12 protein-coding genes and 2 rRNA genes (1 of these 14 cut by a window edge) are annotated in these 15997 nt (G+C 56.9%); 7 read left to right on the top strand and 7 right to left on the bottom strand.

What is annotated here, in order from left to right; translation table 11 throughout:
• Positions 1 to 16: 16 nt before the first annotated feature.
• Positions 17 to 412 (bottom strand): response regulator transcription factor, encoded by a 396-nt coding sequence (locus ORG26_RS22635; RefSeq protein WP_266365924.1) that lies wholly within the window; start codon positions 410 to 412, stop codon positions 17 to 19.
• A 175-nt stretch (positions 413 to 587) separates the two neighbouring features.
• A complete protein-coding gene (locus ORG26_RS22630) occupies positions 588 to 1043 on the bottom strand; it encodes a hypothetical protein (RefSeq protein WP_266365922.1) in 456 nt (151 codons plus the stop codon).
• Positions 1044 to 1482: 439 nt separating this feature from the next.
• On the opposite strand from ORG26_RS22630, the gene ORG26_RS22625 reads away from it, so the two are divergent.
• Positions 1483 to 1896, top strand: coding sequence for a response regulator (locus ORG26_RS22625; RefSeq protein WP_266365920.1), 414 nt, complete (start codon positions 1483 to 1485; stop codon positions 1894 to 1896).
• Positions 1897 to 1939: 43 nt separating this feature from the next.
• On the top strand, positions 1940 to 2635 hold the full coding sequence (locus ORG26_RS22620) for a lysoplasmalogenase (protein ID WP_266365918.1): 696 nt from the start codon (positions 1940 to 1942) through the stop codon (positions 2633 to 2635).
• Here ORG26_RS22620 and ORG26_RS22615 read toward each other — a convergent pair.
• Together ORG26_RS22615 and ORG26_RS22610 are read right to left on the bottom strand one after the other, a co-directional pair.
• Positions 2632 to 3366 carry a LytR/AlgR family response regulator transcription factor gene (locus ORG26_RS22615; RefSeq protein WP_266365916.1) on the bottom strand — a complete coding sequence of 245 codons (735 nt, stop codon included), beginning with the start codon at positions 3364 to 3366 and terminating at the stop codon, positions 2632 to 2634. The two genes, ORG26_RS22620 and ORG26_RS22615, sit on opposite strands and share 4 nt — an antisense overlap.
• Positions 3363 to 4445, bottom strand: a complete 1083-nt coding sequence (locus ORG26_RS22610; RefSeq protein WP_266365914.1) for a sensor histidine kinase — start codon at positions 4443 to 4445, stop codon at positions 3363 to 3365. Before ORG26_RS22610 ends, ORG26_RS22615 begins: the two co-directional genes overlap by 4 nt.
• 375 nt (positions 4446 to 4820) lie before the next feature.
• Between ORG26_RS22610 and ORG26_RS22605 the strand changes: the two genes are divergently transcribed.
• From ORG26_RS22605 to ORG26_RS22590, 4 genes are all read left to right on the top strand, one after another.
• Positions 4821 to 7430, top strand: coding sequence for a TonB-dependent receptor (locus ORG26_RS22605; protein ID WP_266365912.1), 2610 nt, complete (start codon positions 4821 to 4823; stop codon positions 7428 to 7430).
• Positions 7431 to 7539: 109 nt separating this feature from the next.
• Positions 7540 to 8184: a YceI family protein gene (locus ORG26_RS22600; RefSeq protein ID WP_266365910.1), complete on the top strand. Its 645-nt coding sequence runs from the start codon at positions 7540 to 7542 to the stop codon at positions 8182 to 8184.
• Between the two features lie 100 nt (positions 8185 to 8284).
• Positions 8285 to 9175: an isoaspartyl peptidase/L-asparaginase family protein gene (locus tag ORG26_RS22595; protein ID WP_266365909.1), complete on the top strand. Its 891-nt coding sequence runs from the start codon at positions 8285 to 8287 to the stop codon at positions 9173 to 9175.
• Between the two features lie 70 nt (positions 9176 to 9245).
• A complete protein-coding gene (locus tag ORG26_RS22590) occupies positions 9246 to 10097 on the top strand; it encodes a cyanophycinase (protein WP_266365907.1) in 852 nt (283 codons plus the stop codon).
• 12 nt (positions 10098 to 10109) lie between these two features.
• On the opposite strand, the gene cphA is transcribed toward ORG26_RS22590, so the two are convergent.
• Positions 10110 to 12731, bottom strand: coding sequence for a cyanophycin synthetase (gene cphA, locus ORG26_RS22585; protein WP_266365905.1), 2622 nt, complete (start codon positions 12729 to 12731; stop codon positions 10110 to 10112).
• Between the two features lie 190 nt (positions 12732 to 12921).
• Here cphA and ORG26_RS22580 point away from each other — a divergent pair, with 190 nt between their 5' ends.
• The gene (locus tag ORG26_RS22580) at positions 12922 to 14238 is read left to right on the top strand and encodes a serine hydrolase domain-containing protein (RefSeq protein WP_266365903.1); all 1317 of its coding nucleotides are present in this window, start codon (positions 12922 to 12924) and stop codon (positions 14236 to 14238) included.
• A gap of 109 nt (positions 14239 to 14347) precedes the next feature.
• On the opposite strand, the gene rrf is transcribed toward ORG26_RS22580, so the two are convergent.
• Positions 14348 to 14459 (bottom strand): 5S ribosomal RNA (gene rrf, locus ORG26_RS22575).
• Positions 14460 to 14612: 153 nt separating this feature from the next.
• Positions 14613 to 15997, bottom strand: a 23S ribosomal RNA gene (locus ORG26_RS22570) (it continues 1513 nt past the right edge of the window).

Genomic DNA, 15997 nt, shown 5'->3' with positions numbered 1-15997 from the left:
TTAGGGCGCTTCCGGATTAGAATGAATAATGCGAATTGACCCGCCGCAGGATGGCATTGATCTTGGCCCGGACTTCGAGCGGATTAAACGGTTTGGTAATGAAGTCGTCGGCGCCCAGTTCCAGACACCGGATGCGGGTCTGGCTGTCGTCATGCACCGAGAGAACCATGATGGGAATCTGCCGCAGGAGGCTGCTGCTCCGGAGCAGCCGAATCAGTTCCTGCCCGTCCAGATGCGGCATCTGCAGATCGGTGATGATCAGGTTTGGTTCGTTCCCCTGTTCCAGCCAGGCCATGGCTTCCATTCCGTTTGCCTGCGTGGTGATGATAAAATCCTCCTTCAGCGTCTGACGCAGTACCTTCCGGATAAAGGTGTCGTCGTCTACAAGCAGAATGTGGTACTGGTCTTTCATCGTTAAGTTTTACAAGTCGGTGGTTTCCCGAATCGGGAAGAATCTTTCCATTTATTGGAAGCGCTTTCTGCCGAAATATGCTTAAAAACACATTAATACGTCAATTATCGCCACAATTACCAGACAAACAAAAACTAAGCCAGATCAAAAAAGCGAATCTTTTTTTACGCGGAATCTACTTCCGGCGCAGTCCGCGGCCCTGAACCGTGATGGAGTAACTGTTGGAGCCGGCCGAGGCCAGGTAGTTAACACTCACCGTGTTTGCATCCACCGAGCCCTCGCCCAGCGCGGCGGCCGGACCGATGTACCCGTTGACCGATTTAATCTGAATGATCTGTTTCCGGATCAGCAGGGACGAGCCCGACAGCTCGGCCACCACCGTCAGGTCCGGCCGTCCTTCGACGCTCACTTCCAGTTTGTCGCTGGCCACGCGGACAAGAACGATTTTTCCGATGTAGCTCGACCGGGAGGAAGCACTCTGGGCAATGATGTTCGACTCGACAAGGGTCGTCTGGCAATCAAAGACACCCGCGAACCGGGCGGCGGGATCAATTTTAGGAATACAGCCGTTAAAGAGCCCGATTCCGGCGAGAAGAAACAGAAGAATCTGGCAAACCTGAGTAGTTTTCATGTCTGTTATTTAACAAAATTGCTGCCAGAAAACAGAAGAATTTCCGGGCAGGCGACGGCCTGCCCGGACGGGGCGTCAGGCGACCAGAAAATATAACAGAACGGCCGTAAGCAGAAGAACCAGAGACAGCAGCAGACTCCGCCAGAATACCCGCCACCGCCTGCCTGACTGCTGATCAAAAAATGACTTTTTCATGAATCTGATTAATGCCGCAATATGGCCCGGAGCCATTAAAATGACATTAAGCCCATATTAACAAAAGCTTAACAAAACCTCCCCTGCTCCCGGAATTTGCCGTTTCCGGCTTTTTTTGTTTAATAATTGTTCAATGAAACGCTATTATTTATTAAACAATTTCGCTACCTTTGGTTAGCTAACTCAATCGCCACTAAACGTGGTTACCACACCAAGCAGTATGCCGAAAACATATCGAATCTTCATGGCTGATGATGACGAGGACGATCGGTTTCTCGTAAAATCAGTATTTGACACGAACTGGCAGGACTGCGAAGTGGTTTTTGCCGTCGATGGAGCCGATCTTCTTGAGCGTCTGGACCAGTCCGACCGCCGTCCGGCCCTGATTCTGCTGGATCTGAACATGCCCCGGATGGATGGCTTTGCGGCCCTCCGCCACATCCGCGCCAATCCGGCCTACCGTTCCATTCCGGTCATTATTTTTACGACCTCCTCGGCTCCCGAGCACATCATGCTGGCGTACGAACTGGGGGCCAATTCCTTTTTGACCAAACCTTCCAGCTTCAGCGGCCTTTCGCAGCTGATTCACCAGGTTCGTCTGTTCTGGCTTGACCTGGCGCGGGTTCCGGCCAACGTGATTAGTCCTTCGCTTCCGTAAATTATGTATCTTGCGGTTACCATTCTGGACCTGCCGCAAGTGTATGAAAATTCGTTCCACCACCGCATTCGGGTGGCTTTACTTCCTCATTACGCTGTTTGAAATTACCGGCGAAACCCTCAACGAACGCTGGCTGATCTACGGTACCAAACCTCTGCTTGCCGTTCTGCTTCTCCTCTTTGCCCTCAAGCGTCGTCCGCTGCTTGGCTTTTCGGTATCCATTATCTGGCTAATGGTCGGGCTGGGCTTTGCCCTGGCGGGGGATACGCTGCTGATGATTCGGGAGATCGACCTCTTTATGCCGGGGCTGGCGGCGTTTCTGGTGATGCAGCTTTGTTACATCCTGGCCTTCCGGAACTCCCGCAAGCGAAGCGCTCCGCTCGAACCGGGGCGCCTCTGGATGCAGGCGCTGCCTTTTGCCGTCTATCTGGGGCTTTTTCTGGCGCTTCTCTACCGCCCGCTGCACGAGGTTCCCGCAAACCGGGGCCTATGGCTGCCGGTGGTCGGGTACGGGCTGTGCCTGAGTCTGATGGGCTGGTCGGCCTCGCTCTGGCAGCGGCAGGCCAAACAGGCGGGCTCCCGCTGGGTGCTGCCGGGTGCCCTTCTGTTCATTCTCTCGGATTCGCTGATTGCCGTCGACCGCTTTCTGTGGCCTCTCCCCTTCTCCGATTTCCTGATTATGAGCACCTACGCAAAGGCCCAGTATCTGATCGTCCGCGGGATGCTTCGCACCGTTTAAAGCCAGCGGCTCAGAAACTGGTTAAAGGCATCCTTGTACTGCTCGCTGATGGGAATGCTGGCCGGACCAATCTGGATGGTGTTTCGCGAAACCGTTTCGATCTTGTCCAGGGCGACGATGAACGAACGGTGAACGCGCATGAAGCGGCTGGAAGGCAGCTTCTCTTCCAGCGCCTTCAGGCTCGTCAGCGACAGAACCGGGCGGCTGGCCGACTGAAGATGCACCTTCACATAGTCTTTCAGCCCTTCGATGAACAGAATATCGCTGTAGGCAATGCGGACAAGCTGGTATTCCACCTTCAGAAACAGGTACTCCTGGTGGTCGGGGAGCCGGGGCGGTTCGCTGGCGGCGCGCTGGAGGAGTTCGAAATAGGAACGGGCTTTGGTCGCGGCCCGGAGAAATTCTTCGTAGTTGAAAGGCTTCAGCAGGTAATCGAGGGCATCGACGCGGAAGCCTTCCACGGCAAACTGGTTGAACGCTGTCGTAAAGATGATCCGGGTATGCCGCCCCCCGGCCCGCTCCAGCAGTCTGGCCAGTTCAATCCCGGTCAGGTCCGGCATCTGAATGTCCAGAAAAAGCACATCGACCTCTTGCTGTTCAAGCGCCTGAAGGGCTTCCACCGCGTTGGAGTAGCGGCCGGTCAGGGTCAGAAAAGGGGTTTTTTCGATGAACGCGCACACCAGCCCGAGGGCCAGCGGTTCGTCATCGACGGCCATGCAGGTCAACGTCATGATATGGTAAGCTCAAGCTGAACGCGGTATTCGTTGCTGGAAGTATTTTCGCTCACCAGCAGGTTGTACCTTTCGGGATACAACAAATCCAGCCGACGCCGGGTGTTGGTCAGGCCGATGCCGTTGCCGGTTTCCAGCGACTGGCTTTTGTCCGGCAGGATCGTGTTGCGTACCTCCAGCGAAAGGTGTCCGTTGTGCTGCCGGACGCCGACAAAGATCTGGCTCGGGTGCAGGGCGCTCACGCCATGTTTGAACGCGTTTTCGACAAAAGGCAGCAGGATCATCGGCGCTACGGCCACATCCCGGACCGGCTCGGGCTTCTGGAACGTCACCGTCACCTTGTCCGTCAGCCGCAGCTGCATGAGTTCAATATAATCCTGAACAAAAGAAAGCTCCTTGCTGAGCAGGGTCGTGGGAGCTTGGGTTTCGTAGAGCACATACCGCATCATCCGCGACAGCTTGTGCAGCGCCTCCCGGGCCGTTTCGACGTCGATCAGCGTCAGGGCGTAGATGTTGTTCAGCGTATTGAAAAAGAAATGCGGGTTGATCTGGGCTTTCAGAAACGACAGTTCGGTGCTGGTTTTCTGCTGTTCAAGCGCGAGCCGCACCTGCGCATCCCGCTGCCACTTCTGGACCGAGGTAACGCTGGTGCTGATGCCGATGATCAACAGGGTCATCAGAATGGCGTACGAATCAAAGGGCGCCGACGGACGGCGGGGCCGCGCCTGCCAGTCTTCGGGATGAAAAGCCCGGTGAATGAGTTCGGGCAGGTTCAGCCACTGGTCGAACTGGCGGCTCGCCAGCATGGCAAAACCAGCCGCGGCGATTACCATCCCGACGTAAAGCGCCACGCGGACTTTGTCGCCAAACAGCAGCCGGGGAACCAGATAGTTGGCGTTGAGGTAAAACATGCCGATCATCAGGCCGAAAAAGAGCAGCTGCTTAATCCAGTATTCGGTGGGCACCGTAACGTCTTTATACAAAATCGGCTGAATCACCAGCAGCGTACTGCCAAGCAACGTCCAGCCGAGCACGTGTATCAGAAACGGAACCATGCTTCGGATTGTCCGGGAGGCCATAGAACAAATAGTTAAATCCGTTGGATTAAGTTCATGGAAAAACAGCCTGACTTCACCGAAGTCAGGCTGTTCGGTCAGATACTAATCTACATTTACTTTTCCCAATTGCGAGCGACAACCGGAAATTGCCTTGTCAAATGTATAATAACGTCCCAAAAAACGCGCTCCGGGTAGACTACTCCCCCAACTGTACCGACGAGTGCCCGGATTTACCCGATGAGCCGAGCGGACGGCCCTCCGCCGGGAGGGCTGGCGGAGTTCGTCGGACAAAAGCGGGGGTCAATCGGCATGCATGGGCGCTTGGTCTATTGTATTTTTTAATATGTACGAAGCTATTTTGTTTTGTATCGAAAAAACTGCAAAACAGAATTGTCTATGCATAAATTGTTCTATCCCTTTCTACTCACTACGGCGCTGCTCTCTCCGGCTTTTGGCCAGTTCCCGATGACGGGAGGCAGCCCCGGCGGTGGTCCCGGCAACCGGCCCGCAGCCACCATTCCCGGCACGGCCAACGACGCCACCCCGCGCGGCAACGGCAAAATCAGCGGTGTTCTCCTCGACGAAGCCAGCGGTAAACCCGTCGAATACGCGACCGTCGCGCTGATCAGCAAAGCCACCGGCAAACCCATCGACGGAACGACCTCCGACGAACGCGGGCAGTTTTCGCTCACCCGCGTTGCGCCCGGCGCCTACAAGATTCAGGCTACCTTCCTGGGCTACCAGAACAAGGAGGTCGATAACCTGACCATCGCCAAAGGCACGGAACTGAACGTGGGCGTGCTGAAGCTCGCCGCCGACGTGCGGACCCTCCAGGAAGTTGAAGTGACGGGCCAGAAAGCCATGATCGAAGAAAAAGTGGACCGCCTGGTCTACAATGCCGAACGGGACGTAACGACGAAGGGCGGCGACGCTACCGACGTGATGCGCCGCGTTCCGATGCTCTCAGTGGATCTCGACGGCAACGTCAGCCTCCGGGGCAGCCAGAACGTCCGGGTGCTGATCAACAACAAACCCTCGACCATCGTGGCCTCGTCCGTCGCCGACGCCCTGAAGCAGATTCCGGCGGACATGATCAAGTCGGTGGAGGTGATCACCTCGCCTTCGGCCAAATACGACGCAGAAGGTTCGGCGGGCATCATCAACATCATCACGAAGAAAAACACCCTCCAGGGCCTGACGCTGAACCTCGATTCGGGCGTTGGCAACCGCGGCTCGATGCTCGGCCTTAACGGCAATTACCGGACAGGCAAAATGGGCTTCTCGCTCGGGGGCTTCGGCCGGGCCGGCTACAACATCAAGGGTAAATTCAACAACACCCAGATTTCGACCATCAACGGCCAGCAGTTCTCCACCGTGCAGACCTCCGAGTCCCTCAACCGGAACCTCTTCGGCCATTACCAGCTCGGGTGGGATTACGACATCAACAAAAACAACTCGCTGACGGCTTCTGTCCGCTTCGGGCTCCGCAACCAGAACTCCACGCAGGACCTGACGACGATCCGGCAGACGGCAACGACGGTCCAGAGCACGCTGCGGGATGTCGCGACGAAGGATAATTCGCAGACGGTCGATATCAACCTCGACTACACCCGGACGTTCAGCAAACCCCAGCAGGAGTTGAGCGTGCTGACGCAGTTCAGCCGGAACAACCGGACCAACAATTTCACCTCCGTTCTGCTTGACCCGTTCCTGTCGCGCTACGGCGAGGAAGGCAACGACAACAACAGTTACAACCAGGAATCGACCATCCAGGTAGATTACCAGACACCCGTCAAACGGAACCAGATGCTCGAATTCGGCGGAAAAGGTATCTTCCGTCAGGTGTACAGCAACATTCAGTACAACAGCACGATCACCACGCCGGCCCCCGACAACGTGCTCGACTACGACCAGAATGTAGCCGCCTCGTACCTGTCCTACACGTATACCACCAAAAGCAAGTATACCTTCAAGGTTGGAGGCCGGTATGAGTACACCATGATCGACGCCCGCTTCCGTCAGGAACAGCCGATCACCGACGACCAGATTCCCGATTACGGCTCGTTTGTGCCGAGCGTCAACGTGTCAAAGAACCTGAAGGGCGGTAAAACCATCCGCGCGGCCTACAACCGGCGGTTGCAGCGCCCGGGTATCCAGTTCCTGAACCCGAACATCAACTTCTCCAACCCGGACAATATTTCGTACGGGAACCCCTACCTGCGGCCGGAGATGTCCAACAACTACGAAGTGAGCCTGAGCGTTCCCATCAAAGCCGTTTACCTGAACATGACCGCCTTTGCCCGGAACACGGACGGTTCGATCGAAAGCGTGGTCACCAGCCGTCTGGTCAACGACACCCGCGGGGAGCGTACCGTCTTCGAAACCACCTACCAGAACATCGGTAAGCAGGAAGCGTACGGCATGAACTTCTTCGGTAACGTGACGCTGTTCTCCAAGTGGCAGATCGGCGGCGGCTTCGACGCGTACTACACCTACCTCACCAACAACAACCCGAACCCGGCCCTGTTTGCCGAGAACGACGGCGTGGTGATTCAGGGCCGGATGTTCACCAACCTGACCCTCAAAAAAGGCTGGGGCATCCAGGGCTTTGGCGGCATGCGCGGCAACCAGGTCAATCTGCAGGGTACGCAGGGCAGCTTCTACATGTACAGCCTCGGCTTCCGGAAAGATTTCCCCAACAAGCGCGGCAGCCTCGGTCTGGCCGCCGAAAACTTCCTGACCAACTCGATGAAGGTCCGGACGACCCGCGAGTTTGCCGGCTCTTCCCAGAACAGCCTCAACCAGATGTACAACCGCGGCGTGCGGATGACGTTTAACTACCGGATCGGCAAGATGAGCTTCGACCAGCAGCCGCGCCGCCGGAAAAAATCGGTCAGCAACGACGACGTCAAAGGCGGCGGCGGTGACGGCGGCAACGATGCCGGCGGTGGCCAGCAGGCAGCTCCGCAACAGCAGGGGCAGGGCGGCGGCCGGCCAAGACAGTAAAAATCAGCAGGTTTACCGCCGATCATTAGAAGTTAATGGTAAATTGCCTTTTAGGAAAAGCGGTAAACCTGATAACATTCTCTTAAACCTTTCAATCAACCCCTATCGTATGAAAACCAACGCAATTGTACTGGGCCTGGTGGCCGCCAGTGTCTGGACGGGAAGTGCTTTTGTGAACAAACCCGCGGAGGTGCCCACCGTCAAAGCCGCCGCCAAGGCGACCACTTACGCGGTGGATACGGAGCAGAGCGTGATTAACTGGAACGGGAAGAAAGTGACCGGCGAACACTACGGCACCGTTAAAATCAACAAAGGCACGCTGTCGGTCGATGGCAACAAGCTGACGGGTGGCACGGTCGAGGCGGACATGAAAACCCTCACCAGCCTGGACCTGAAGGACAATGAGAACATGTACAATCGGCTGGTCACGCACCTGAAATCCGACGATTTCTTCTCGGTCGAAAAACACCCGGTGGCCACCTTCGTCATCACGAAAGCCACTCCCAAAGGCGGCAGCCAGTACGATCTGACGGGCAACCTGACCATTAAGGGAATCACCCAGCCGGTCACCTTTCCGGCTACGGTGAACATTACCAAAAACGGAGTGGAAGCCAACGGGAAAATGTCCGTGGACCGGACCAAATACGATATTAAGTTTCGCTCCAAATCCTTCTTCGAAAACCTCGGCGACAAGGCCATCTATGACGATTTCACACTGGAAGTGAAGCTGTTAGCCAAGAAAGGGACCGTCTGATGCTCGGGAGTGAGGATTCGGCCCTAACAAAAACGACCCAGGCGAGTATAAAAGGCAGCATGATTATGCTGCCTTTTGTCATTATCAAAACCCAACGCCTATGTTTGTCATCGCTATTCACGGGGGAGCCGAACCCCTGACGCCCGCCGATCTTTCCGAGGCTGAACAGAAACAATACCTTCAGGGCCTGGACGAAGCCCTGACCGCCGGGTACGACGTGCTGGAAAGCGGCGGAACCGCCCTCGATGCCGTTACGGCCGCCGTGATGGCGATGGAGAACAATGTCCTCTTCAACGCGGGGCGGGGAGCCGCCTTTACCGCGGCCGGCACGCACGAACTGGAAGCCGCCCTGATGCGGGGCGATACCCTGGAGGCCGGTTGCGCCGCCGGCGTGGTCAATCTCCGCAACCCGGTTCTGCTGGCCCGGGCGGTGATGGAAAAGACCGAACACGTGCTGATGGTCGGCTCGGGGGCTGAAGAATTTGCCCGCGAGCAGGGACTGGAATTTGACTCGGATGACTATTTCTTTAGTGAGAAGAAAGCAGAGGAACTTCAGGAAAAGCAGGAAGCCGTCACCCGGGACACCATCGGCGCGGTGGCTCTCGACCGGCACGGAAATCTGGCCGCCGCGACATCCACCGGTGGTCTGACGGGCCAGTTGCCCGGGAGGGTCGGCGATACGGCCATCATCGGCGTAGGCACATACGCCAACAACGACACCTGCGCCGTCTCCTGCACCGGCGACGGCGAATTTTTCATCCGGACGGTAGCGGCCTACGATGTTTCCTGCCAGATCGGGTACCAGCAGCGTTCCCTGAAAGAAGCCTGCCGTTCCGTGCTCGACAAAATTGCCGCGCTGGGCGGCGAGGGCGGTATCATTGCCGTTACTCCGGCCGGTGAGGTCGCGCTGGAATTTAATTCGGGCAGTATGTTCCGGGGCTGGCGGTCGGAAAACGGAAAAGGGGACATCCGGATATTCCGAACTGAATAAATCGGCGTAACACTTCCCTCCGCTGCCCCGTTATGAATGAATACATCCTTTTCTCCGCAACCACCCGGTCATGAATGTACCCAAAGGCAAACTGATTCCCATCGGCGGCAACGAAGCGAAAGGACCAGCAGAGCAGACAGACGACGATCGTTCACCGCTGGTCGATTTTTTTCATTCGGGAATTCTGAAAGAAGTGCTGGACGAAATCCGGGGCGAACAGTCCCGCATTGAGGTGATTCCCTCCGCTTCGAGTGTGCCCGACGAAATGCGGGAAATGTACGACGAAGCCTTCGAGCACCTGAATCTACGCCAGGTTGGCTACCTCGACATCCGCAGTCGCGGGGAAGCCCACGCGGCCGAAAACCTGAAGCGACTCGAACAGGCGGATGGCGTCATCTTCACCGGGGGCGACCAGGTAAAGCTGACCGAGATTCTGGCCGGAACGCCGTTTTTTGACTTATTGAAAAGACGTTATCAGGAGGAGCCGTTTGTTATTGCCGGAACCAGCGCCGGGGCGATGGCCATGTCTCATTTCATGATTCGGGAGGGCAACAGCGCCGAGCCGCTGCTGAAAGGCATGGTCGATACGGGCCAGGGATTTGGGCTGCTCCCGCAGGCGATCATCGACACGCATTTTATGAACCGGGGACGGCTCGCCCGCATGACCGAAGCCCTGATGCGGCATCCGGAGTGCATTGCTTTGGGAATCAGCGAAGATACGGGGCTAGTGATTACCGGCGAAGATACGATGCGGGCCATTGGTTCCGGGGTCATTATCGTCATCGAAGCCGACGAGATCATTAAAACCAACTACCACCACGCCAATGAGTTCGAGCCCGTTTACATCGAAAATCTGCGGCTGCACATTCTGGCGCAGGGAGCTAGTTACTCCCTGCGCCAGCGTCGCTTTATTGAACATTGACGAAGGTCCGCTTTAAACGGCAACCGGTTTTCTCTGCGTCTCCAGCCTTTTGATCAGTTGCACGGCCACTTCAATCTTTTCGGTCAGGTGCATCACCAGCGCGCCCGATGGAGCCCGGTCGATAGCGGTCCGGAGGGCCTTCTCCTCGCTCGGCACGACCTGCGCGGCTTTATCCGGAGCCACTTCGGCAATGCCCTGCTGCAAAAGCTCTGCAATCTGTTCGGCGGGCCGGTCCCGGGTATCTTCATCGATCCGGATGATGATTTCGTCGAAGGTCTCGGCGGCGATGCGGCCAATCTGCCGGATGTCGTCATCCCGCCGGTCGCCCACGCCCGTGACGATGCCAATGCGGCGGGAAGCTTCGGTATTCTGGACAAATTCGCTCAAGGCAATCAGGCCGTGCGGATTATGCGCGTAATCGACCACCACCCGGATGTCCGAAAGCTGAAAGACGTTCATCCGGCCCGGAGTCGTTTCGTGCGTGGGGACAAAAGTCCGTAGCCCTTCCGTGATGACATCCACGGGCACGTTCTGACAATAACAGGCCAGCGCGGCCGCCAGGACGTTCTCGATCATGAATCCGCAGGTGCCGTTGAACGTCAGCGGTACATCTCTGACGTGTACCAGCGGAATCGACTCGTCGCCCCGGCAGATTTTGAGCCAGCCTCCGTCGCAGATCGCGGCCAGTCCGCCCGTCTGCCGGTGCTGCTGCACCCGTTCGTTCCCCGCGCGGCGGCTGAACAGCGCCACCTCGCTTCGGACCTCTTCCCGCATGGCGTAGGTGTAGTCGTTATCGGCATTCAGGACGGCGTACCCACCCTTTCGGACCGTTTCAGGAATAACGGATTTCACCCGGGCCATGTCTTCCACGGTCAGAATGCCTTCTAGACCCAGGTGGTCGGCGGCCACATTGGTCACCACGCCCACATCACACTGGTCGAAGGCCAGTCCCGCCCGAAGAATACCGCCCCGGGCGCATTCCAGCACCGCCACCTCGACGGAGGAGTCGCGCAGAATCTTGCCGGCGCTGATGGGTCCGGTGCAGTCTCCCCGCTCGATAAGGTCGTCCCCCAGGTAAATTCCTTCCGTGGTGGTGAAGCCGACTTTCTTCTGCATCCCTTTGAAGATATGCGCAATCAGGCGGGTAGTGGACGTTTTCCCGTTCGTTCCCGTGATGGCGATCAGCGGAATTCGTCCATTTTCTTCATTCGGGAAAAGCATATCGGCAATTGCCTGGCCTACATCGCGGGGTTTGCCTTCGGTCGGATGCGTATGCATCCGCAGTCCGGGACCGGCGTTCACCTCGATCACCGCCGCCCCGGCCTGCTGGAGCGGCACGGTTATATCGTGCGCAATGAGGTCGATGCCACAGATGTCCAGTCCGATCACCCGGGCGATCCGCTCGGCCATTCGGGCCAGTTCGGGATGAATCTCATCCGTGCGGTCGATCGACGTCCCTCCCGTGCTGAGGTTCGCGGTTTTCTTCAGGTACAACACCTCGTCCTGCGGCAACACACTTTCCGGACTCAGGTGGCGGGACCGCAGCAGGGCGAGCGTGGCTTCGTCCAGTTCAATCCGGGTGAGGACGTTCTGGTGCCCGGTTCCGCGCCGTTCGTCCCGGTTGACCACGTCGATGAGTTCGCGAATGGTCGAGAAGCCGTCCCCCACGACCAGCGCCGGCAGCCGTTGAGCCACCGCGCAGAGTTTAAAATCAATGACCAGCAGCCGGTAGTCGTTCCCCGACACAAACTGTTCGACGATCACTTCTTTCGAATGGACTCTGGCGCGCTGCCAGGCTTCAAACAGTTCGCTGGCCGTCCGGATGTTGGTGGTAACGCCCCGTCCATGATTTCCGTCCAGCGGCTTGACCACCAGCGGAAACCCGAGGGCCCGGAGCACTTCCTGAAGTTCTTCCTCGCTCCCAATGACCCGCCCGGTCGGCACCGGAATACCGGCTTCTTCCAGCACCTGCTTGGTTTTGTCTTTATCCGCCGCCAGGTCCATGGCAATGGCGCTGGTCTGGCTGGAGACGGTAGCCTGTATACGCTTCTGCCGGGCACCGTAGCCGAGTTGAATGGTAGAGTCCGCGTCCAGTCGGATGGTCGGAACGCCTTTCCGGCGGCAGGCGTCCACAATGGCGGCCGTACTTGGGCCCAGTTTATCCGCTTCGTAAAGCTGCCGGATGCGTTCTACGGCTCCGGCCACATCGTATTCTTTTCCGTCTACCAGCGCCTGTGCCAGATCAACCGCACAGCCGCCGGCCAGCATACCGGCCCTTTCTTCCCGACAGGCAAAGACAACGTGATAAACACCCCTCTCGCCCGTACCCCGGGTTTGTCCAAAGCCCACGTTCATTCCCGCAAGGCCCTGAAGCTCAAGCGCCAGGTGCTCAACGACGTGGCCCATCCAGGTTCCTTCCCGAACCCGTTCGAAGAACCCTCCGGGATGTCCTTCCGAGCAATGGTGGTCGTACAGACTCGGCATGGCGGCCGTCAGCCGTTCCAGAAATCCTTCAAGGGTATTGGTTGGGTGTTCTTCCAGTTCTTCCAGGTCAAGGCGCATGGCCACAAGGTTGTGGCGGCTGACAGACCAAAAGTTGGGTCCGCGCAGGCAGCGCATAGCTACTAATTTCATAGTTGTACGGTTTTTGCCAGGTATCTCGCTCCCATTTCCGAACTACCCGCACAATGTTATGTTTACCCGCACCGAATAAACTTATTTCATGAATAATGTTCACTATTTTTATTTTCCGAAATGAGGATTTGGGTCGGCCCTGGTTCCCCTTTATTGTAAATTGAACCGTTTTCAGTTACCCGTTGAACTTATGCACTTGATTCGTCCGCTCGTACTGGCAGTTTTGCTGCTGGTCGCCATGCCCGCCACCGTCTGGTCCCAAACCGGCTCTTTTGTGCTCCGGCCCGGCACTCCCGAGGCCACCAGCTTCAACGCTGAGCGGCTCCAGCGAATCGACCGGGCTGTTAATGAGTATGTACAGAAAGGCTGGCTGCCCGGCGCCGTTGCCCTCATCGTCCGAAATGGACGAATTGTGTACCACAAAGGGTTCGGGTATGACGATATCTCGCGGAAAAGTCCTCTGGCAAAAGATGCCATTTTTCGAATCGCGTCCCAAACCAAGGCGATCACCAGTGTGGCCGTTATGATGCTGTATGAAGAAGGGAAATTTCGGCTGGATGACCCTGTCTCGCAGTACATTCCGGAGTTCAAAGGTCTAAAGGTGCTGGATAAGTTTAACGACAGGGATTCGACCTACACGACGGTGGCCGCGAAAAAGGCAGTCACCATCCGGCACTTGCTTTCGCATACGTCCGGAATTGGGTATCCGGTTATTGGCAGTCCTACCGCCAACGCTCTTTATGCCAAAGCGGGCCTGCATGCCGGCCTCGGCGTCCCCAACGGAAAGCTCGTCGACCAGATGAAAATCCTGGCTCAACAGCCGCTGCTTCACCAGCCCGGCGAGCGGTGGACGTACGGACTGAACACAGACCTGCTTGGCTACCTCGTGGAAGTTGTTTCCGGTATGCCCCTCGACCAGTTTTTCCGGACCCGAATTTTTGATCCGTTGGGCATGAAAGATACCTGGTTTTATCTTCCTCCGGACAGGCGCAATCGGCTGTCCACTCTTTATACCGAAGAGGCCGGAAAAGGGGTGCGAAAGATGAGTGAGGTGCGTAAAGACATGGACGTCAACTACCCGAATACTAAAGGAACGTATTTTTCGGGTGGAGCGGGTCTTTCCTCCACCGCCCTGGACTACGCCACTTTTCTGCAGATGTTATTGAACGGGGGCACCTACAACGGAAAGCAGTTGCTCAGCCGCGCCACCGTCCGGATGATGACAAGCAACCAGATCGGAGCCCTGTCGTTGGGTGACCAGAAATTTGGTCTAGGTTTCGGAATTTTCACCGCGGAATCCGCAGCGCAGACGCCCGTTTCAGAAGGGAGCTTTCAATGGGGCGGCTATTTTGGCACCTCTTACTGGGCCGATCCCCGGGAAGGAATCGTGGCTCTGTTTTTAACCCAGATGGTGCCCAACAGTCACGGCGAAATTGGGGACAAATTCAAGACGCTTGTTTATCAGGCTCTTGCTTCAGAGACCACCACCGTTGTCTCTCAAAAATAGCGCTTGTTGAATTTGTTTGTAAAAGACCCGTAAACGAGGCGGAACGAGCTTCTTTTATAGCGCTAAAAACAAAAAAGGCCACAGACAGTGTCTGTGGCCCCTGATTCAGCGGTGGCGGCTACCTACTCTCCCGGATGCGACTCCAGTACCATCGGCGTGGCGGGGCTTAACGGCTCTGTTCGGAATGGAAAGAGGTGGACCCCCGCACCATGGCCACCATCCCTGCTCTTCCCCCACGCTTACCCGGCACTCGCGTCCCGGCGGTGGGTTAAGGGAATGGCTCCCCTGATGTCTATGGCGTTTCTTGCCGCACTGGAAACTACAACCGCTACCTTGTGAGTCTGTCGACTGCACTTCTTGGCCTGTAAAGGAATGGAGCCACGCGTTCGGGCCATTAGTACGACTCGGCTCTAGCGCTCTCACGCCCTGCACCTGTCGCCTATCCACGTCCTGGTCTCGGACGACCCTTCATGGAAGTCTCATCTTCGGGCCTGCTTCGCACTTAGATGCTTTCAGCGCTTATCAGTTCCCCACGTAGCTACCCGGCCGTGCCGCGGGCACGACAACCGGTCCACCAGCGGTGGGTCCATCCCGGTCCTCTCGTACTAAGGACAGCCCCCGTCAGACTTCCCACGCCCACCACAGATAGGGACCGAACTGTCTCACGACGTTCTGAACCCAGCTCGCGTGCCACTTTAATCGGCGAACAGCCGAACCCTTGGGACCTTCTCCAGCCCCAGGATGTGACGAGCCGACATCGAGGTGCCAAACCTCCCCGTCGATGTGAGCTCTTGGGGGAGATCAGCCTGTTATCCCCGGCGTACCTTTTATCCTTTGAGCGATAGCCCACCCATGCGGAACTACCGGATCACTATACCCTGCTTTCGCACCTGATCGGCCTGTTCGCCTCACAGTCAAGCCCGCTTCTGCTATTGCACTCCCCAGCTGGTTACCAACCAGCCTGAGCGGACCTTTGGAAGCCTCCGTTACCTTTTCGGAGGCGACCACCCCAGTCAAACTACCCACCAACCACTGTCCCCTTAACCTAAGGGTTAGACTCCAGCACAGACAAGGGTGGTATTTCAACGTTGGCTCCACGATGCCTGGCGACACCGCTTCACTGCCTCCCACCTATCCTACACATCCCTGCCCCGAAGTCCATGATAAGCTATAGTAAAGGTGCACGGGGTCTTTCCGTCCCGTGGCGGGTAAGCGGCATCTTCACCGCTACTACAATTTCACCGAGCTCATGGTTGAGACAGTGCCCAGATCGTTACACCATTCGTGCAGGTCGGAACTTACCCGACAAGGAATTTCGCTACCTTAGGACCGTTATAGTTACGGCCGCCGTTTACTGGGGCTTCAGTTCAATGCTTCCCTTGCGGTAACATCCCCCCTTAACCTTCCAGCACCGGGCAGGTGTCAGACCTTATACCGAATCTCTCGATTTCGCAAAGTCCTGTGTTTTTGGTAAACAGTCGCCTGGGCCTCTTCTCTGCAACCTCCCACTCACGTGGGTAGGCCCCCCTTCTCCCGAAGTTACAGGGTCATCTTGCCGAGTTCCTTAACCATGACTCACTCGTGCACCTGAGGCTCTTCGCCTCGACTACCTGTGTCGGTTTGCGGTACGGTTACCGGAAAGATTAACGATAGCGGCTTTTCTTGGAAGCCCATCCCCGGCGCTATCCCGCAGCCCCGAAGGGCCCTGGGTACTTTCAGCTTCCACCTGACTCTACGTACTTCACTATAGAACCAATAG

The sequence above is a fragment of the Tellurirhabdus rosea genome (assembly GCF_026278345.1).
Lineage (GTDB): Bacteria > Bacteroidota > Bacteroidia > Cytophagales > Spirosomataceae > Tellurirhabdus > Tellurirhabdus rosea.
This window is presented reverse-complemented; position numbering and strand designations above follow the sequence as displayed.